The 19,533-nt window shown below is 59.9% G+C and carries 10 protein-coding genes; 4 read left to right on the top strand and 6 right to left on the bottom strand.

Annotated elements, in window-relative coordinates; genetic code table 11:
* Positions 1-135: 135 nt before the first annotated feature.
* Positions 136-2,070, bottom strand: a complete 1,935-nt coding sequence (gene mrdA, locus M1E04_RS13170; protein WP_456291459.1) for a penicillin-binding protein 2 — start codon at positions 2,068-2,070, stop codon at positions 136-138.
* A gap of 524 nt (positions 2,071-2,594) precedes the next feature.
* On the opposite strand from mrdA, the gene M1E04_RS13175 reads away from it, so the two are divergent.
* From M1E04_RS13175 to M1E04_RS13190, 4 genes are all read left to right on the top strand, one after another.
* Positions 2,595-3,341: a gluconate 2-dehydrogenase subunit 3 family protein gene (locus M1E04_RS13175; protein ID WP_456291460.1), complete on the top strand. Its 747-nt coding sequence runs from the start codon at positions 2,595-2,597 to the stop codon at positions 3,339-3,341.
* Positions 3,342-3,347: 6 nt separating this feature from the next.
* The gene (locus M1E04_RS13180) at positions 3,348-5,111 is read left to right on the top strand and encodes a GMC family oxidoreductase (RefSeq protein WP_065991625.1); all 1,764 of its coding nucleotides are present in this window, start codon (positions 3,348-3,350) and stop codon (positions 5,109-5,111) included.
* The gene (locus M1E04_RS13185; protein WP_456291461.1) at positions 5,108-6,334 is read left to right on the top strand and encodes a c-type cytochrome; all 1,227 of its coding nucleotides are present in this window, start codon (positions 5,108-5,110) and stop codon (positions 6,332-6,334) included. The genes M1E04_RS13180 and M1E04_RS13185 overlap by 4 nt, the downstream gene beginning before the upstream one ends.
* A 719-nt stretch (positions 6,335-7,053) precedes the next feature.
* Positions 7,054-8,184 carry an SMP-30/gluconolactonase/LRE family protein gene (locus M1E04_RS13190; protein WP_456291462.1) on the top strand — a complete coding sequence of 377 codons (1,131 nt, stop codon included), beginning with the start codon at positions 7,054-7,056 and terminating at the stop codon, positions 8,182-8,184.
* Positions 8,185-8,699: 515 nt separating this feature from the next.
* On the opposite strand, the gene M1E04_RS13195 is transcribed toward M1E04_RS13190, so the two are convergent.
* The 5 genes from M1E04_RS13195 to M1E04_RS13215 form a co-directional block, all read right to left on the bottom strand.
* Entirely contained in the window at positions 8,700-9,209 is a 510-nt protein-coding gene (locus tag M1E04_RS13195) for a hypothetical protein (protein ID WP_456291463.1), read from the bottom strand.
* Between the two features lie 669 nt (positions 9,210-9,878).
* Positions 9,879-10,214 carry a hypothetical protein gene (locus M1E04_RS13200; RefSeq protein WP_369318017.1) on the bottom strand — a complete coding sequence of 112 codons (336 nt, stop codon included), beginning with the start codon at positions 10,212-10,214 and terminating at the stop codon, positions 9,879-9,881.
* Complete coding sequence (locus tag M1E04_RS13205) at positions 10,211-14,830, bottom strand: RHS repeat-associated core domain-containing protein (protein WP_456291464.1); 4,620 nt, start codon at positions 14,828-14,830, stop codon at positions 10,211-10,213. Before M1E04_RS13205 ends, M1E04_RS13200 begins: the two co-directional genes overlap by 4 nt.
* Complete coding sequence (locus M1E04_RS13210) at positions 14,827-17,667, bottom strand: type VI secretion system Vgr family protein (RefSeq protein WP_456291465.1); 2,841 nt, start codon at positions 17,665-17,667, stop codon at positions 14,827-14,829. The genes M1E04_RS13205 and M1E04_RS13210 overlap by 4 nt, the downstream gene beginning before the upstream one ends.
* A 493-nt stretch (positions 17,668-18,160) precedes the next feature.
* On the bottom strand, positions 18,161-19,510 hold the full coding sequence (locus M1E04_RS13215) for an APC family permease (protein WP_369318020.1): 1,350 nt from the start codon (positions 19,508-19,510) through the stop codon (positions 18,161-18,163).
* Between the last annotated feature and the right edge of the window lie 23 nt (positions 19,511-19,533).

Genomic DNA, 19,533 nt, shown 5'->3' on the forward strand with positions numbered 1-19,533 from the left:
GGGGCAAGTTCCTTGTCGAGTCGTATGAGCGCGCGAGGCCGGAACAGACCTCACGCGTGGTCTCAAATCGACCTGTCACGCCGGGCACAGTTCAGTGCATCTTGGGGAAACGCCCCCGCGCGCAAGCGCCGGTTCTCACACCGGCGGCGGGGCCGCCGCTTTGCTCGGCGCGGCGATCTGCACTTTCGGATTGACCGGCGTTGCGCTTGGCGTGGCGTATTGCTGCTTCAGGTGGCCGTCCGGATCCAGCAGCCAGGCATCCAGAATTTCCCGCACCACGGGACCGGCCACACGACCGCCCGCCTCGCCGTTCTCGATCATCACCGCCACGACAATCTTCGGATTGGCGGCCGGCGCAAAACCGACGAACAACGCGTTGTCCCGGTGCCGCTCCAGGGTCTTGTTGCGGTTGTAGCGTTCGCCCTGCTTGATCGCCACCACTTGCGCGGTACCGCTTTTGCCGGCGATGCGGTATTGCGCCCCTTGCGCCGCCACACGGGCAATGCCGCGCGGGTCGTGCATGACCGCTTGCATGCCATTGTTGACCTGATCCCACTCGTGGGGATCACGCAGGACGATGTTCGGCATCGGGTGCTCGTCCACCGGCGGCGAACCGCCGATTTCCCTGGCCAGGTGCGGACGGTGCCACACGCCTTTGCTGGCGATAAGCGTGGTCGCCTGGGCCAGCTGCAGCGGCGTCACCTGCATGTAGCCCTGGCCGATGCCGAGGATCACGGTTTCGCCCGGGAACCAGGCCTGACGCCGGGTGATGCGCTTCCATTCTTTGGAGGGCATGAGGCCCGCCGACTCTTCGAACATGTCGAGGGAGACCTTCTGGCCGATGCCGAACATGGTCAGGTAATCGTGCATGCGGTCGATGCCCAGCTTGTGCGCCAGGTCGTAAAAATAGGTGTCGTTGGAGCGCATGATTGCCGCGTTCAAATCCACCCAGCCATCGCCGCTGTGGTTCCAGTTGCGGTATTTGTGATCGAAGTCCGGCAGCTGGAAGTAACCCGGATCGAAGACCCGGGTCGATGGCGTGATGACCCCGCTGTCCAGGCCGGCGATCGCTACTTCCGGTTTGATCGTCGAACCCGGGGCGTACAGGCCTCGCAGCACGCGGTTGAACAGCGGCCGGTCGACCGAATCCCGCAGCGCCGAATACTCCTTGAAGCTGATCCCGGTGACGAACAGGTTCGGGTCGAAACTCGGCTTGCTGACCATCGCCAGCACTTCGCCGGTGGCCGGATCAATCGCCACCACCGAGCCGCGACGATCCCCCAGCGCGTGTTCCGCCGCCTCCTGCAGCTTGATGTCCAGGCTCAGGGTGATGTTTTTGCCGGCCACTGGATCGGTGTGCTTGAGCACGCGCAACACCCGACCCTGGGCGTTGGTTTCCACTTCTTCGTAGCCGACATGGCCGTGCAGCTCGCTTTCGTAGAAGCGCTCGACGCCGGTCTTGCCGATGGACTGGGTGCCCCGGTACTCCACCTGATCGAGCTGGGTCGCCTCTTTCTCGTTGATCCGCCCGACGTAGCCGATGGAGTGCGCGAAATGCTCCGCCAGAGGGTAGTGGCGAACGAACTGCGCCTCGACGTCCAGCCCCGGCAAGCGGAACTGATTGACCGCCAACAGGGCGATCTGCTCTTCGGTGAGCTCATAGAGCAGCGTCACCGGCACAAAGCGGTGCGGCGAGTTCTTCATCGCCTTGTCGAAGATGATCCGGTCCTCGTCGGGCAGGTTGAGGATCTGCATCAGTTCGTCGATCACCGCATGCCAGTCCCCTGCGCGCTCGCGGGTCATGGTCAGGTTGAAGCTGGGGCGGTTGTCGGCGAGGATCACGCCGTTACGGTCGAAGATCAGCCCGCGCTCCGGCGGAATCGGCAGCACGTGGACGCGGTTGTTTTCGGAGATGGTCGAGTGGTAGGCGAATTCGGTGACTTGCAGGAAGTACATGCGGCACACCAGCGCCACGCTGAGCATGGCCACGAAAACGGCGCAGGCGATCAAGCGTTTGTTGACCAGCCGGGTTTCCTTCTCGTGGTCTTTTAAAGGTATTGGATCGGGCATTTCTGCAGCTACTCGGTGAATATATAAACGGCACAGTCAGCAACCCGCAGGGACAGGCGGGACGCAAATGGCGTGCACGATACCAAGAAGTGGCCCTGGCAAAGGACTTGGCTTGATGAAGATTCTGTCAGGTTGGTGCCGACGTCAGCCCTGAACGGCTGTACCCGTGGGCTGCTTCGGCGGGAGGACACGCCCCCCTGATCTGACCCATTGTTACCCGATTGCAGATCGACTGTTACGCAATCGGTAAGAGTCATTTACCGATTTCATCAGCCGCAACACGGCGTAACACATCTATCATGGCAGCTGGCGTGAAAAGATGCGGATCAGTTACGGCATTTCCCCGCTTAGCGTGCGCCATTCGCGCGCAGGCGTGCCAGAGACCCAATGTCACACCCCGCCAAGAGCCACTTGCCGTGCACATCGTATGCGCGGCAATACCCGTGATAAAGAACGCAGAACACAGCCCCGGCACGGACCATTCCCCAATGGCCTGTGGGGGCGTGGTTTTGCAGGAGCCCTGAATGACAGAACAATCCAAAGGCCTCACCCGCCGCCAGTTGCTGAAAGGTTCAGCCACGACGCTGGCGGTCGGTGCAGCTGCCACGGCCCAGGCCGCCACCGTCGTCGGTGTGCCCCAGTGGGTGCCCTTCGACCACAACGGGCCGATGCACTACGACACCCCCGGCTGGCAATTCTTCACCGACGCCGAAGCCCTCGCGGTGGAAGCCATTGTCGCCCGACTGATCCCCGCCGATGACCTCAGCGTCAGCGGCAAGGACGCCGGTTGCGCGGTGTTCATCGACCGCCAACTGGCCGGCGAGTACGGCACCTTCAGCCGTCTGTACATGCGGGGCCCCTTCGTTCAGGGCACGCCGATGCAGGGTGACCAGTCGGAACTGGTGCCGCGCCAGCGCTACCGTCTCGGCCTCGCCGGCCTGGAAGGCTACTGCCAGAAGCAGTTTCAGAAAAGCTTCAGCGCGCTGACGGCCGAACAGCAGGACAAGGTCCTGACCGGTCTGGACAAGGCCGAGATCACGCTGGACGGCATCGACGCCAAATTGTTCTTCCAGCAGGTGCTCGGCAACACCATGGAAGGCTTCTTCGCCGACCCGGTCTACGGCGGCAACCGCGACATGGTGTCGTGGAAAATGATCGGCTTCCCCGGTGCCCGCTACGACTACCGCGAGTACATCGGCCTGCACAACCAGAAGCTCAATCTGGTGCCGCTCTCCATCATCGGCAGTTCCGCCTGGACCAAGAAGGGTTAATTCGACATGGCCAAAAAACTACCTTCCACGGACGTCGTGGTAGTCGGGCTCGGCTGGGCCGGATCCATCATCGCCAATGAACTGGCCGATGAAAACCTGAAGATCATCGGCTTCGAACGCGGCCCATGGCGCGATACCGCGGCGGACTTCAACGTTGCCTCGGCGGCGGATGAACTGCGCTACAACCGCCGCCAGGACCTGATGGTGAGGACCCGGCAAAACACCACGACCATTCGTAACAGCGTGACCGAGACAGCGCTACCCATGCGCAGCTGGGGCTCGTTTCACCCGGGCAACGGCACCGGCGGCGCCGGCAATCACTGGGCCGGCATCAGCTTTCGTTTCCAGCCCCACGAATTCCGGCTGCACAGCCACCTGAGCGAGCGTTACGGCAAAGAGTTGTCGCCTGAACTGACCCTGCAGGATTGGGGCACTGACTGGGACGAAATGGAGCCCTTCTACGCCAAGTTCGATCGCCTGGCGGGCATCTCCGGCAAGGCCGGCAACATCAAAGGTGTAATCCAGGAAGGCGGCAATACTTTCGAAGGGCCGCGCTCCGAGGAATACCCGAACCCGCCGACGGCACAGACCTACGCGCCGACGCTGTTCGCCGAAGCCGCGAGAAACCTCGGCTACAAGCCGTTTCCAGTGCCGTCCGCCTTGCAATCACGGCCCTATGTGAACTCCCTCGGCGTGGCCATGGGCGCCTGCACGTTCTGCGGTTTCTGCACCAACTACGGCTGCGCCAACTACTCCAAGGCCAGCGCCATCACTACCGTGCTGCCGGTCCTGGTGCGCAAGCCGAACTTTACCGCAATGACCAACTGTGAAGTGCTGCGCGTGACCATGGACAGCAGCGGCAAACGCGCCACCGGCATCGTCTACATGGATGCCAACGGCGAAGAGTGGGAGCAGCCTGCCGAACTGGTAGTGATCAGCGCCTTCATCTTCGAAAACGTGCGCCTGATGCTGCTCTCCGGCGTCGGCCAGCCCTACGACCCGGTGACCAACACCGGCACCACGGGCCGCAACTACGCCTACCAGACCGCCAACAGCGTGCGCATGTTCTTCGATGACAAGAACTTCAACCCGTTTATCGGTGGCGGCGCCATCGGCATGGGCATCGACGAATTCAACAACGACAACTTCGACCACTCGGGTCTGGGCTTCGTCGGCGGCGGCAGCACCCGCGTGACCCCGATCGGCGCCGCGCCCATCGACTCGCGCCCTCTCCCGCCCGGCACCCCGGCCTGGGGTTCGGAATGGAAGAAAGCCACGGTGAAGAACTACGCCGCGACCATGTCCATCGGCTGTGAAGCGAGCAGCTACGCAACGCGAACCAACTACCTGTCGCTGGACCCGACCTACAAAGATCCGCTGGGTCGCCCGCTGCTGCGCATCACCTTCGACTTCCCAGAGAACGACCGGAAGATGGCTGCGTACGTCACCGGCAAGGTCGGCGAGATCGCCAAGAGCATGAACCCGCGGCAGATGGTGCCCAGCTCCCAGCAAGGGCACTGGAACAGCGCGCCGTATCAGTCGTCGCACATCGTTGGCGGTTTCATCATGGGCGCCGACCCGAAGAACAGCTCGGTGAACAAACACCTGCAAGTGTGGGGCGTGCCGAACCTGTTCGTGGTCGGCTCCTCCGCTTTCCCGCAGAACCCGGGCTACAACCCGACCGGCACCGTCGCGGCGCTGGCTTTCAAAGCGGCGGATGCCATCCGCACCCGCTACCTCAAGCGTCCAGGGGAGATGATCAGCGTATGAAAACTCTTCTGACGGTCTGCGCAGGCGTTATCGGCCTGTCTGTTTCCCTGGCCCATGCCGCAACCGGCGCCGATTCCTACAACATCGTGGAAAAGGGCCGCTACCTGACCACTCTGGGCGACTGCACGGCGTGCCACACCATCCCGGGCAAGCCGCTGTTTTCCGGCGGCGTGATCCTTGATACGCCGTTTGGCAAGCTGGCCGGCGCCAACATCACCCCGGACCCGGCCACCGGCATCGGCCGCTGGAGTTTCGAGGATTTCCAGAACGCCATGTCCAAGGGCCACGGGCTGGACGGTAAGCGCTTGTATGGCGCCATGCCGTTCACCGCGTACACCAAGGTGCTGCGTGAGGACAACCTGGCGATCTTCGCGTACCTGAAGACGGTGGATCCGGTGGAGAACAAGGTGGAAACCAACCAGTTGCCCTTCCCCTTCAACGTGCGCACCAGCCTGATCGGCTGGAACCTGATCAACTTCAAGGAAGGCGAATTCAAGGCCGATCCGCAGAAGTCCGAGCAGTGGAACCGCGGCGCTTATCTTGTGGAAGGCCTTGGGCACTGCGGCACGTGCCATACGCCAAAGAACCTGATTGGCGGTGACAAGAACGCTCAGTTCCTCACCGGCGCCAATCTGCAGAACTGGGTCGCGCCGAACATTACGTCCACTGGCCACGATGGCATTGGTGCGTGGAGCGAGGCGGACATCGTCAAGTACCTGAAGACCGGTGCGAACCGTTTCGACATTGCGTCCGGGCCGATGGCCGAGGAAGTCGAGCATTCTTCGCAACACTGGAAGGATGAGGATTTGCTGGCGGTGGCGGTGTATTTGAAGGATGGCGCCAAGCCGGTCGAGGCCGCCACGCCGGTTTCGGCAAGCGATGCGGCGATGGTGGCGGGCAAGGCGATTTATGCGGATCGCTGTTCGGCGTGTCATACGCCGACGGGTGAAGGCGCGGCCAATCTGTTCCCGAAACTGGCGATGGCGCCGTTGGTGAACAGCGACGATCCGTCGTCGTTGATTCGTGTGGTGCTGGCGGGCAGTCGTGCGGGTGCGACGGATGCTGCGCCGACGGCTCCGGCGATGCCGGCGTTTGGCTGGAATCTGTCGGATGAGAATGTCGCGGATGTGCTGACGTATGTGCGTAATACGTGGGGCAATGCGGCGCCGGCGGTGTCCGGTTCGGATGTGAAGGATGTGCGGGAGGGGTTGAGGGCGAAGTAGGTTTTTCGCGTGCGTTACGTTGGAGATCAAGATCAAGATCAAGGGCGTCTGCCTAGGGGCAGACGTTTCGCCTTCGGCGAGTTACTTGGAAAAGCACCCCAAGTAACCAAGGGTGCTTGCTCCTAGTTTGGCCCCTCGTACCTCGGGGTTCCTTCACTCCGGTCTCGCTCCGTGGGCCCGCCGCCATCCGCCATCCATGGCGGGGGGCGGCTCTCGCCGCATCCATGCGGCTCGGCCCACTCCACGAGACCTCCGTTCAGCCTGCACCCAAGTCGCGATAGGTGTCGTCTGGACTTTTTGGGTACGAAGATCAAAAGCAGATCAAGTGCAGCTCCGCTGCTTCCCGGCTGAACCCAATTCCACGGTCGAGGTTGCTGCCATTCTCACTGAATGCACGCGCTGCTTTTGTAGGACTGGCTTTAGCCGGGAAGAGGCCGGTTTGGGCGCCATCACTCTTGCGGCTCAACGCTTAGATCGTTCCCCCGCTCCGCGTGGGAATGCAACCCTTGACGCTCCGCGTCCATTCCCGGCTAAAGCTGGTCCCACTGACTGCATACGTTGCTTTTAGTGGGACCGGCTTTAGCCGGGAATGGGCAGGTCGGGGCACCGATATTTTTTGGCGGCGAGCTGAATACACCTCCCATCATTAACTTGTACGATGTCTTATCCTTAGGTATTACTAGATCCCCGTAAAAAAATAATAGAACGGAGATCGCTACATGGACTCATCCCTGTCCGCCTTGCCCGAACACGCTGAAACCGCTGAACGCTCAAGCGGCAACACGCGCCGCAGCTTCCTGAAAAAATCCCTCGCCGTTTCCGCCACACTAGCCGCCGTCGGCAGCGCCGCTCTACCCCGCCTAGGGTCTGCTGCAGAACCCCTGAGCCAGCGTTACCCGGACCCGCTCATTCACATTCTCGACGACAGCTTTCTCGACCTGCGCGTCTTCAACGCCAGCGTGGAAAAACTCGCCACCGGCATGCGTTGGGCCGAAGGCCCGGTCTGGGTCGGCGATGGTCGCTATCTGCTGGTCAGCGACATCCCCAACAACCGCATCATGCGCTGGGATGAAATTACCGACACCTTCACGGTGTACCGCGAGCATTCCAACTTCTCCAACGGCATGTGCCGCGATCGCCAGGGCCGTCTCATCGTCTGCGAAGGTTCCACCACCACCAGCGAAGGTCGGCGCATCACCCGCACAGAATACAACGGCACGGTCACCGTGCTGGCTGACAGCTTCGACGGCAAACCTTTCAACTCCCCCAACGACATCACCTGCAAAAGCGACGGCTCGATCTGGTTCAGCGACCCGCCCTTCCAGACCAGCAACAACTACGAAGGCCACAAAATCACCCCGCCCCAGCCCCACGCCGTCTACCGCATCGACGGTGAGAGCAAGAAAGTCACACGAGTGGTCGACGACCTCGCCGGTCCCAACGGCCTGTGCTTCTCCCCTGACGAAAAAACCCTGTACGTCGTCGAAGGCCGCGCCAAACCCAACCGCCTGATTTGGGCCATCGCGATCAAGGACGACGGCACACTGGGCGAACGGCGCAAACATATCGAAGGCCTGGACTACGCCGCCATCGACGGTATCAAGTGCGACGAAGCGGGAAACCTGTGGTGCGGCTGGGGTGGGAATGGCGACCCGAAGGCCGACCTGGAAAAACTCGACGGCGTGCGGGTGTTCAATCCCCAGGGCAAGGCTATTGGGCACATTTCGTTGCCAGAACGCTGCCCGAACCTGTGCTTCGGCGGACGCGAAGGGAATCGGCTGTTTATGGCGAGCAGTCACTCGATTTATTCGCTGTTTGTGAATACGCGCGGGACTGGGTTTGCGGTGTAAGGCTATTTAACTTGCTGCATCGACGGCCGAGCGGCCGTCGACTTGGGTTGGGCTCTTGTTAAAAGGTACGTCCTCTTTAAACCGCAAAGTAGATTTCCGATGTATCCAAAACGCTGACAAAGAAAGCAAACCGATGTTTAAACGCATTAGAGAGTAATGGAGCTGCTGCCATATCTTTCAAATGGTTTGCGCCTCAAAGGGTCAAAGGGGGTCGCCCCTCTCACTTTAGACATAGTCATCGGTTGATAAATATTTCAATGTCGTCAAGAGCATCCTGAGCTCTACCAGACAAGGTCCTGTGCTTTAGCTTTTCAAGTAGGACCGGCATGACTAAAGATTTGTCGATTACTTAGAAAGTTAAAGGGGTCCGTCCCCTTTAGCCGTCCCCTTTAGCCCCATTATCGAGGCAGACTAGCTCAGCGCAACCTCTAAGCAATGCCCTGGCTGCCGAGCGGAAATGGAGCTATAGGATTGGGTATCGTTTCAACTTAATACTTAAAAACGTTTGCCCCTATTTAGTGTTGTGTCAAGCACCGGCAGAAGTATCTAATCAGCAACGGTTGCAGGCCGGGTGCTACCCTCCTCAGATACATGTAGTAAAGGTAAAGTGGAGTAAGGTCTCCTGAATCGCCCTCTAGCCAACGATCTTCCGTTCCAAAGCAGACAAGTACACATCGTGCTAGGTGCGAGAGGTCAGCATCCGGTCCGCACTGTTGCTCGTCGAGCTCCCATAATTCTCCTCTTAGCTTTTCGAAGAGTACGTTATTGCGATCCATTTCTTCATTAGCAACCGCTTCTTTTAAGTGCGGCACTAGGTTTGGCAGTCTTTCACCAAAAATTTTTCTCAAGGTCCCGTTCTCGAAGAGTTCAAGCAAAAATGCTGCAAAATGGCGTCTAACCTTATTATATGAATATCCGCTTCTAATCAGATCCTGCTCTAAAGCTTTTATAACCAGAGGTTCTTGATCGTTAATCATTTTGATACCCGGTCTTTTATACCTAAGATCTTCATTACCACTGAGCATGACCGACAACCTGGTAGAGGTTTTCCGTCGTTCCTGAGGGTTGTTGAGGTAGCGCCCCGGAGTAAGTTTTTTAGTTGTGCAACAGACTTCACGCCATGTCGATGCGCAAAACTCAAAGGGGTCCGTCCCCTTTTGGCCTACCCATCTTGCAAGTGCGGTTTTTCTGAGAGTTAAAGTGAGAACTCAAGGGGTCCGTGCGCTTCAACTCCTCTGTACTGCTGGAGTATGCTTAAGACGAAAGGCCTCGTGTATTAGAACTTCATCATCTTGCGCCCCACCTTCTAAGCATCTGTATTGTTTGGTGCCAATTGCAGCCCTCAGCAACTCGTATAAATTCGGGGAACGAAAGCCTACTTCGAGCCAGAGTGAGTTAGCGTCCTCTAGCGTTAGTCTCACATCATAAGCTGCTTCACTTTTCACACTCAGTTCTTTTAAGTAAATACATTCGCCAGTCGCACCAATATATGCCGTACTGGTTTTCACCGAGTCAAGGACATGGCGAGCTGAAAGCGAGTCCTCGAATACTAATCTGAATTCATAGCTCATAATCCGTGCGGTCTCCCCCGGACAATAAGTAAATCTTTAGGGTACCGAATACCAATATGGTACTAGTTCAAGGGGTCCGTCTCCCTTAACTAAATGGGGTCGCCCCTCTCACTTTAGACATTGTCATCGGTTGATAAATATTTCAATGTCGTCAAGAGCATCCTGAGCTCTACCAGCCAAGGTCGTGTGATTAAGCTTTTCAAGTAGCACCGGCATGACTAAAGATTTGTCGATTACTTTGTGCATGCGGGCAACATGACCTATGCATGTCAGTGCCAGTCCTCTGACGCCCTCGTCGCGATGATTCTTTATTGCTTCTATGCACTTGAGCTGAATCCATTGCGGATCATCAATGTTAAAACACAGATACATAAGAGCATCCGTAGTTACCGCCGCATCTTCCGACCGCAACATAACATCGAGCTCCTCTTGGCTATATGGGGGGGTGGTTGCGCTCATTTTTTGATCTTCCCTTTGCCTGTTACCATGCCAGCTTTTCTGAATGCCGATTGTTGTTCGTTGTGCAAATCGCACCAACAACGTACGTGCCCATGAAATTCTTCGTCTCCATTTGGGTAAGTTTCGGTCCTATCCAGCACGACGAACTCCTTATTCTCTACATCTACCCCGACTCGTCTATGGGATGTTTCTTTAACTTGAACTGAGTTATCCAGCGCTACTTGGCCGTTAGTTGGCGCACGGCTTTTAACTGCATTGTCTGAGGTTCCGTGATAAGGAGCATTCTTGAATATCCGAGCTAATCCTAGAGGATCGATCCAAGCCGTAGGATTCGGCACGTACTGGTATAGGTTTAGCCCACCACTGTAGCCAATCGGATCCTTGCTGATAAAGCGCCCGACCCTTGGATCATAGTACCGATGCCGGTTGTAGTGCAGGCCAGTTTCGTGGTCGTGATACTGGCCTTGGAATCTGATTGGGTTGGTCAGACCGATCTGTTGGGCGAACTCCGAACGGTTTTCCTGTGCTTCGCCCCACGCTTTGTATTGCGCGCTCCAGGCGGTGTTGCCGTTTTGGTCGGTGATTTCCTGCGGGGTGCCGAGGTGGTCGCACTGGTACCAGGCCAACGCATCGATCGGTAGCGCGACGGGTTTGTAGTTCCAGAGCGGGTCTTCTTTGAAGTTGTAGCGGCCTTCGTAGGTCGGCTGGCTGACGAGGCGGATGGTTTCGTGGCGGATGGCTTGGGCCACCGGGACGAAAGTGCCGGGCTCGTGGATGTAATGCACTGTCCGGCCGAGGGCGCCAGCGTATGGCGGTGGGCTGCTTTCCCAGGCCAGGTTGTCGCCGTCCCAGCCGTACAGGGTGAAGCCGCAGCCGAGTTCGCGTTCTTTGCGGGCGTGTTCGTTTTCGTTCCAGCCGGTTCCGGCTTCCGGGCGCGGTCGGTAGTGGGCTTTGGAGAACTTGTAGAGGCGCCGTCCCAGAGGGTCGTAGCCGAAGTCGACAGTCAGGCGCGAATCTCGGAAGTGCACCAGACGATCAAATAGATCCCAGTGAAGCTCGCTGCGCAGGCCGTTGGTCCAGCGCTCAGTCTGGTTGCCGCGCTCGTCGTATTCGTAGTGGCTGCCGGCGTAGTCGCGCAGCAGGTTGTCGATCAGCTTGTGGCGGACTGGCTCGGGATCTAAAGGTCGGCGGACTGGCGCGTCGCTGTCGTTGAGCAGGTTGCTGGCCGGGTCGAAAGCGAAGGTTTCCACGCCCAGGCGGCTGGTGGCATTGATTAGTCGGCTGACGGGATCGTATCGGTAGCTCAACTCCCCACGGCGGCTGTCGTCGATGTCGGTGAGTTGGCCGGCGGCGTCGTAGGTGTACGCGCGTTTGATGAGTGTGGCTTTGTCGTCGGGACGTCCTAGCAGTTGCTCTTGCAGGCGTCCCGCCGGGTCCCAGCTTTGGGTTTGCAGGAGTTGGTTGCCCTGGTGGCGGGCGACTTCGCGATGCAGATCATCGCGCTCGTAACTGAGGAGTTCGTGCTCGTCCAGTTTCAGCCCCAGCAGATGACCGCTGCCATAGGTCAGCCAACTGACGCGATGGCCGTCAGGACGGATAGTCGCAACGCGGTTATTGAGCTCGTCGTACTCGTGCTGCCAGACGGCAACCAGTGGTTTATCCAGATTCGAGTAATGCTGATGCTCTCGCAGCAGGTTGCCGGCCGGATCGTGAAACCATTGCAACTTGCTGATGGCGTTGGTCGCCATGATCAGATGGCCATTGCCGTCGTAGGCGAAGGTTTCGCTTTGGGATTTCTCTCCAAGCGTGGCACGGCGTTCAGTCAGGCGGCCCATCGGGTCGAAGGTCAGTGCGATGGTGCGCTGGTCGTTGATGGTCCCCGCAAGCCGTCCTGTTTCCGGATCGTACTGATAGCGAGTCGAGCGCCCGTCGAAACCGCGCTCTTCCACAAGCCGGCCGACGGGATCGTAGTGAAAATGCGCGCGGCGTTCGTTTTCGTTTTCCAGCGCCACCAGCCGGCCAAGCTTGTCCCAGCGGTAACGCAGGGTTTGCTCGGCGGCGTCGACGCGTTCGGCGATGAATCCCGCAGCGGTGTAACGCCAGGTGGTGCAGCGTTCGAGACCATCAGAATGAGCCAGCAAACGACCTTCGGCGTCGCGGCTGAAACGTTCTTCGGTCTTGTCAGGGTGCTTGACCAGGACCAACTGACCTAATTTGTACTCGTACGTCGTGCTATGCCCGGCCGGGTCGGTGAAGCGGATCATCTGGCCGCGTTCGTCGTACTCCCAAGCGCTTACCTTCCCGGAGCAGTCGGTGTACTTAACGAGTTGTCCGGCGTCGTTGTAGGCCAACGCCTTTGTATTGCCGTTGGCGTCTTTGATCGCCGTAGGAAGGCCGAATGTGTTGTAGGCGTATTCAGTGACGTTCTCTAGGGGATCAATCGCCTCGATCAGGTTCCCGCGAAGGTCGTAATCCCGTTTCCAAAGCCCGCCTTCGCCATCGCTGATCTTGATCAGGTGGCTTTTATCGTCGTACGCGTAATTCATCACGCTGTGATCAGCGCGGGTGTGCTCCGTCAGGTTGCTCAGCTTGTCGTAGCGATAACGATCCGTGCTGCCGTCGGTGTGGACGTGGCGGATGATGTTTTTTGCAGCATCACGGAAGAACCACTCCGAACGCCCGTCCGCGTGGCAAATGCGATAGGTGTAGCCGAGGCTGTCGTAGAAATGCCGGGTTTCGTGACCGAGCGCATCGGTTACGTAGGTGAGACGAATGTTTTCATCCCACGCCAACCGAGTATCAAAACTGCCGTCGTCAGCCCATTCGCGCACGGCTTTCGCGTCGGGGCCCGTGCCTTGCGACTGCAGATTCAAACCACGATTGGTGCGGTCGGTGTAGCGGGTAATCAGGTGGTTATGATACTGGTAGCGCCAGGCAGCGCCGTTCTCGTCCTGGGCCATAACAAGGTCACCAAAATCATCGTACTGATAAGCGCACAGTTGCCGTTTGACGTCGCCGTTACGAACTTCCCAAAGCCCCGTCAACCGTCCCTGATCATCAATCAACGTGCCGATTCGCAAGTGGACTTTACGGGCGTCCTTTTCCCGATAAGTCACCAATTCAGAGAGCACCGAATGCCCATCATGCCGATGCTCGTGATGCAGCATCACCCCGGCACCATTGGGCAGCACCTTGTTGATCAAAACAAAACGCAGACCCCGCCTGATGTAGGTTTCCCTGTGTTCCAGGCCGCGCATCAGCACTAACCGATCTTTGCTGAGGCGAATAACGGTCAGGTTTTCAATGGCGTTGAAGTGGAACAGCTTGACCTTGGGCAGAGGGAATTCATGGCTGCGGCCATCGGCATCATGAAACACCAAGCCCTCATCCACACAATCAAAGCGCGTGGTAAACGGCGTAATCCACCGCGCACCAATAACGTCCTGATCGTAGGCATCCAGACTCGAGCAGTAGGTGCGCGTCCACTCAATCGGAAACGGCCCCGGCAGACTGAAATCGGTATGACTGACCGACTCTGAGCCCATCGAAAAGCTGATGCTCTTGATGGTCGCCGCACAGGCACAATTCTTCAGCTCGTTAGGCCGCCCCTTGGCAGGCGTCTCCCGCTGAACCTTCTCAAGTTTGCCTTCGCCGGCCCGGCGCTTGGCCTGATTAACCACCCCCGGCTTGATGTTAAAGGCCTGGCCATGCCCATTGCGCGACCGCCAACTGACGACCGCATCACCCAGCGTCAGCAGCAACGAACCAATGGAATTCTGAACTCCAGGATCAGCCAGACCAGTAATCTGGGTCCGAAGCTCCGGCGCCATGGCGCGCAACAATTTGGCCTGTCTGACCACCTCTTTTTTAACGGCTTCAGGCAACAGATGTTCAACGGCGCCGTTGACAGCACCCTTGCCCGCAGCAACGCAAACCTCCGCAGCCGCCGCAAAAATATTGCCAATCGCCGCCTGAGGATCGTAGGCCCAGAGATCCCCAGCGGCCTGAACTAACTGCTCCGCCTCAAGCAAATCGGCCTTGGCGTTTAGCCCCGGGTTAACCAACTTTTCAAGACCAGAAGCGATCTCAAAAAGCACCCCTTCGCCCAGCTTCCCCGCGTCATCGAGAATGCCAGCAAGTTTGGCCTGCGCCTGCGTCACAAAATCATCAAGCGTCCCAACGATGTCGGCGTTGAGGTGCCCAATCAGCACCTCAACCAGCGAGTCTCCAAGCACCAACTTGCCCGCCTGACGCATCTCCTGACGCACCAGAAACAACGTCGGCCGCAAGCTCATGCGCGCCGCCGCCATGGTCGGCGGCGTCGGCAGCACGCCAATCAAATTGATGCCCAAACTGACCCAATCCAGCGGATCACGCTTCTCGCTCGTCGCGAGCCGAACGATGTCATTCAGCGCATCGACCAGCGCCATGACGTTGCCCACCACAGGCAGAAAGCCCGCAGCGCTCTTGATCCTCTCAAGCGAAACCACCCCGCCGCTGATCTCCTGCAGCCAGGCATCGACATTGGCCGCGCCAGCCCCAACGTCCTCAAGCTGAATCAGATCAAGCGGAACGATCGCCACCTGACCATCGCGCTCCCCAATGCCCGTACTCATGACAACTTCTCGCCGGCCAGCAGGCCCGACACTTCAAGCAAGTCCTCATCCACCGTCGGCACTGGCAGGCTCGGAAGCTTCCCGCTTTTGATCACCCCGCTCAGAAGGCCTGAAGCGATCGGCAGAGCCGCGGTCGCAAGCGGCGGCAAGCCCAATCCCGCCGCCCCGGCGTCAACTGCAGCCTTCATGACGTGCGCAACATCCCAATTCTTGGTCGGCAGCCCTTCACTAACCGCCGCGTCTAACGGCGCCGGAACCTCGCCCGCACTCGGCGGCATGACCGGCCATTCGGGCGTGCCGATAAAACTGCCGTCTGCCCAGGTGTCGGCCGGGTCCTTGCCGAAGGCCACCCTTCCAGGCCCGGGTGCAGCGCCGGGAACCGCCGCGAAACCCTTGGCATCAAGCGAGCCTTTGAGCCGCTGGCCCAGAGCATCGATCACCTCGAAGCCGCCACCCTGAATGCCTTGCTGACCCGCGTACTGGTTGAACAGCTGAAGGTCACCCTCGCCCGGCTTCGGTGGCTCGGGGAACACGCCGGCGAGGTTTTTCGCCGATGTGTAGGCAAAGTTGGCGGCGTGGGCGGTGTACGGGCCGGTGGTGACGTGGGTGATGCCGGCGGCATTGTAAGTGGTGGCGCTGCCGCCGCCCTGAATCACCAGCTCGGTTTTGGCGGTGAGGGTGATGCGCTCGGCGTTGGCGGTGATGTTGAGTTTGGCCAGCAGGTTGATGCTGTCCTTCAGGGCGCGCACGTCGATGTCACCGGAGGCGGCCACCAGACGCCAGCCGAGGCTTTGCACGAACAGGCGCATGCCCTGGCTGGCGCTGGCCAGCAGGCGTTTACCCACGGAAAAGCTGGTGTGTCCCGTGCTGCTCAGCGCCAGGTGTTCGCCGGTGGCGATGTGGCTTGAACGCGGCGTGGTCAGGGCGATGCCGGCCGGGCTGGCGAGAACCAGATGGGGTTCGGTGAACTCCGGAAACTCATTGGCGCTCTTGTTCGCCGGACCGCTGCCGAGCACGCCCTGGTGCTGGGCGTGCAGGGCTTTGGCGACGTCATCCTGGTCGCCGGGTTCCTGGGCCTGGACCGCCTTGGCTTGCAGCGCGAAGCCGTCCTGCTGATCGGCGGCAGTGGCCAGGCGTTCTGCGGTTTCCGGCAAGTCCTTGTGGTGCCTGGATTCGTTGGGACGCGGCTCGGTGGTGATCAACAAGCCCGCAGCGGCCCGGACCGCACCATGGCGGTCGGTGCGCAGCTCGAAACCTTCGCCTCTGGGCTGGCCGCCAGCGGGCCGTGGATGGGTCAGGTAGCCGAGGTTGATGGCACTGGCGCCGTGATCGCTGCGCAGGGCAATGCTGATCTCGCTGGTGGTGTCGTCGATGCGCAATTCGTTGGCGCGGCTGCCCTTGTATTCCTTGCTCTTGACCGTGGCCACGGTCTTGAAATCGGGCAGCTTGTACGGCGGCAAGTGAGCGCCGTGGTACAGACAACCGGTGATGAGGGGCTGGTCGGGGTCGCCTTCGAGGAAGGTGATCAGGACCTCCATGCCGACCCGCGGCAGGTTGATCGCGCCGAAGTTCTGGCTGGCCCAGTTCGAGGCCACGCGCATCCAGCAGCTGGTTTTGTCGTTGTGCTGGCCTTCGCGGTCCCAGAAAAACTGCACCTTCACCCGGCCGTGCTGATCGCAGTAAATCTCTTCACCTTCGGGGCCGGTGACAACCGCGCTTTGGGTGCCCAGCACCTTCGGTTTCGGGTGCTCCAGCGGCGGCCGGTAGTGCACGTCCCAGGGCGTCGCGCTGAAACGGTTGCGGTAGCCCTGATGGAAGTCACTTTTCAGGTCGGTGACGTCGCTGGTGATGACTTCTTCCAGCACCTGCGGCTGTTTGCCCTCGTGGAATATCTCGGTGAGCAGCCACAGGTCATTCCACAACGGATTGGCGTGCCCGGTCAGGGCAAGAAAATGGCCGCTGACCAGGCGTGGCTGATCGCTGCTGCCCTCAGCCACCCGATAGTCGCTGCGGTGGCGCTCCAGGGCGCGATGGGCCAGATGGCGGCCACGTTCGCGATCGGCGAAGCGGCCGGGGTAGTCGTAATCTTCGAGGTCCGGGATGGCCGCACTTTTGGCGCTGCTTTCCAGCTGGAACTTCGGTTTGGTGAAGTCGTAGTCACGCCGCGTGGTGCGGCTGGTGCGGGTGTTCATGCGCAGACCGAAGCGCTTGATCACCTGGGCGTCGGCGACCAGTCCGGTGTCCTGCTGGTAGAGCACCGGCGCCAGTTTCGGGAATACCGTCTGGTCATCGCCGAACACCAGCAGATGGCCCTTGGCGCTGTGCTGAAAATGAAAGTGAATCCCTTCCTCTTCGCACAGGCGCTGGATGAAATGCAGGTCAGATTCGTCGTACTGCACGCAGTAGACGCGTTCGGGATAGGTCGCACCGAGCTGAAACCGGTAATCGATGGAGAGAATGCCGTGCTCTTCCAGCACCTGGCTGATGATCTGCTGCACCGTCATCTGCTGGAAAATGCGCTGGTTGATCCGGTGCGCCAGGTAAGCCAACTGTGGTCGCAGGGAAATCCGGTAGCGGGTCAGCCGCTTGCCGGCATCACCCTGGGCGATGCTGTACGCCAGTCCGTGAATCCCGGTGCCGTCGTCGGCCAATTGCAGAAACGTCTGCCCGTGCAGCAGGCTTTCAAGATCGAGCGCGGCCTTTTCGCTGACCAGCTCCAGCTCGAATTCGAACGGTTGGTTGAGGCGCTCCCGGCCGGTGAAAGACAGCACTTGAAACAGTGAGTCCTGCCCATTGAGGGTCAGGCTGAATGGGGCTTGGTTGGCCGGTGCGAACATCCCTTGTTCCTTGTGCGCTGAGGCGGCAGACGTTGATGCAAAGGAGGCGATCAGCGGCTGCGAATGCGTGGAAGGACAGCGAGCCGCCAGGGGTCGGCGGTGCTCTCCGCGGTCTGGGAATCGCGATCAATCAGGGTTGTTCGCGTAACCAGAGGACGACGGAGATATCAAGGGCCGTGCCAGAAGGAGCGCGGCCCTTATGCCACAAGGGTTTGCGGGGGATTTTTGCGGGCTTGGGGTGACGTCGGGTTAACCGTCCAGGGGAATGTGCGCAAGAAGTTGCGCACCCCTGCGCAACTTCTTGCGCATTCCTCTGCACGCGACAAACGACGCCCCATGCAGGGCGCTAAGCAGGCAGTCAGGGGCGGCCCACTGCGCAACTTCTTGCGCATGATGGCGATGGGGAATGACCGGGAAGTTCAAGGTGCGGCAGGGTGTTGGTAGATGCGGCAGAGATCGGCAACATTGCGTCGCCGATCCCCGTGGCGCCAGATCAGTACTCGGCGTCGGCGTCCACCGTATGGGTATTGAACGCAGGCCGTGTTCCGCCCACTCGCGCAAGGAAATACAGCGCCACCCCCACCAGCATCAGTGCCCCGGCGCGCAGCCAGGTTTCGGCGCTTTGCTGGGTCAGCAAAATCAGGCATGACACGATCGCCAGAACCGGCACCCAGGTCGGCACGCGGAAGTGGTCAGCCTCGACGGTGTCCTTGCGCAGGACCAGCACGGCCAGGTTGGTACTGATGAACACGAACAACAGCAGCAGGACCACAGTTTCCGCCAGTGTTGCCAGCGAGCCGGTCAGGGTGAGGATGATCGCGACCACTGTCGTCGCGACGATGGCCACCCACGGCGTCCGCCGCTCAGGCAGCACGTTCGACAGCGCGTTGGGCAGCAGGCCCTGGCGCGACATGCCATATGCCAGGCGGCTGGACATAATCATGGTCAACAACGCGCCGTTGGCCACGGCCACCAGCGCAATAAAGGCGAACAGCCGCGGAGGAATGCCGAGGTTCGACGCTTTGACCACTTCCAGCAACGGTGCCGAGGAATGCACCAACTGCTCGATAGGCATGACGGTGGCGGCCGCGATGCCGACGCCCATGTAGATCGCGCCGGCGATCAGCAGCGCACCGAACAACGCGCGAGGGTAGACCGTGCGCACGTTGCGCACCTCCTCCGCCAGATTGGCCGAGGTCTCGAAGCCCACGAACGAATAAAACGCCAGCAACGCCGCGCCGAGCACCGCAAACGCCGGGTTGACGCCCTCCTTGAATTGCACGGCGCGGGACAAATCACCGTCGCCGGAGCGGAAGAACCAGACCGCCGCGATGATCACCAACAGCAGGCCCGAGACTTCGATCACCGTCATCACCAGGTTGGCGGACAACGATTCTTTAATGCCGCGGGCGTTGAGCAAAGCGATGACCACCAGGAAGATCAACGCCACGATATGGGGTGGCAGGTCGATGAAGGGCGCCATGTAATCGCCAGCGAACGCCAGAGACAACCCTGCGGCGCTGGTCACGCCCGCTGCCAGCATGCAGAAGCCCACCAGAAACGAGATCAAGGGCGATTTGAACGCCTTGCCGGCAAACACGGCTGAAGCACCGGCGTGAGGGTATTTGGTGACCAGTTCGGCGTAAGAGCCTGCGGTGAGCATGGCGAAGCACAGGGCGATGAGCAGCGGCACCCAGATCGCCCCGCCCACTTCACCGGCGATGGTCCCGGCCAGGGCGTACACCCCGGCGCCCAGCACGTCGCCGAGGATGAACAGCAAGAGCATCGGCCCGGTAATCGCGCGTTTCAGTGCTGGGCTCGGTTGTGGCGGCTGCGATGTCATGGGCTGGCTCCGGCGGTGTGGCG

It is taken from the genome of Pseudomonas sp. AK106 (assembly GCF_053903055.1).

What these genes read in the sequence shown, in the direction of transcription:
- M1E04_RS13180 (WP_065991625.1), top strand. Translation starts at nt 3,348, where the DNA reads ATGGCCAAAAAACTACCTTCCACGGACGTCGTGGTAGTCGGGCTCGGC.
- M1E04_RS13190 (WP_456291462.1), top strand. Translation starts at nt 7,054, where the DNA reads ATGGACTCATCCCTGTCCGCCTTGCCCGAACACGCTGAAACCGCTGAA.
- M1E04_RS13215 (WP_369318020.1), bottom strand. Translation starts at nt 19,510, where the DNA reads ATGACATCGCAGCCGCCACAACCGAGCCCAGCACTGAAACGCGCGATT.
- M1E04_RS13185 (WP_456291461.1), top strand. Translation starts at nt 5,108, where the DNA reads ATGAAAACTCTTCTGACGGTCTGCGCAGGCGTTATCGGCCTGTCTGTT.
- M1E04_RS13210 (WP_456291465.1), bottom strand. Translation starts at nt 17,667, where the DNA reads ATGTTCGCACCGGCCAACCAAGCCCCATTCAGCCTGACCCTCAATGGG.
- M1E04_RS13195 (WP_456291463.1), bottom strand. Translation starts at nt 9,209, where the DNA reads ATGCTCAGTGGTAATGAAGATCTTAGGTATAAAAGACCGGGTATCAAA.
- M1E04_RS13205 (WP_456291464.1), bottom strand. Translation starts at nt 14,830, where the DNA reads ATGAGTACGGGCATTGGGGAGCGCGATGGTCAGGTGGCGATCGTTCCG.
- M1E04_RS13200 (WP_369318017.1), bottom strand. Translation starts at nt 10,214, where the DNA reads ATGAGCGCAACCACCCCCCCATATAGCCAAGAGGAGCTCGATGTTATG.
- M1E04_RS13175 (WP_456291460.1), top strand. Translation starts at nt 2,595, where the DNA reads ATGACAGAACAATCCAAAGGCCTCACCCGCCGCCAGTTGCTGAAAGGT.
- mrdA (WP_456291459.1), bottom strand. Translation starts at nt 2,070, where the DNA reads ATGCCCGATCCAATACCTTTAAAAGACCACGAGAAGGAAACCCGGCTG.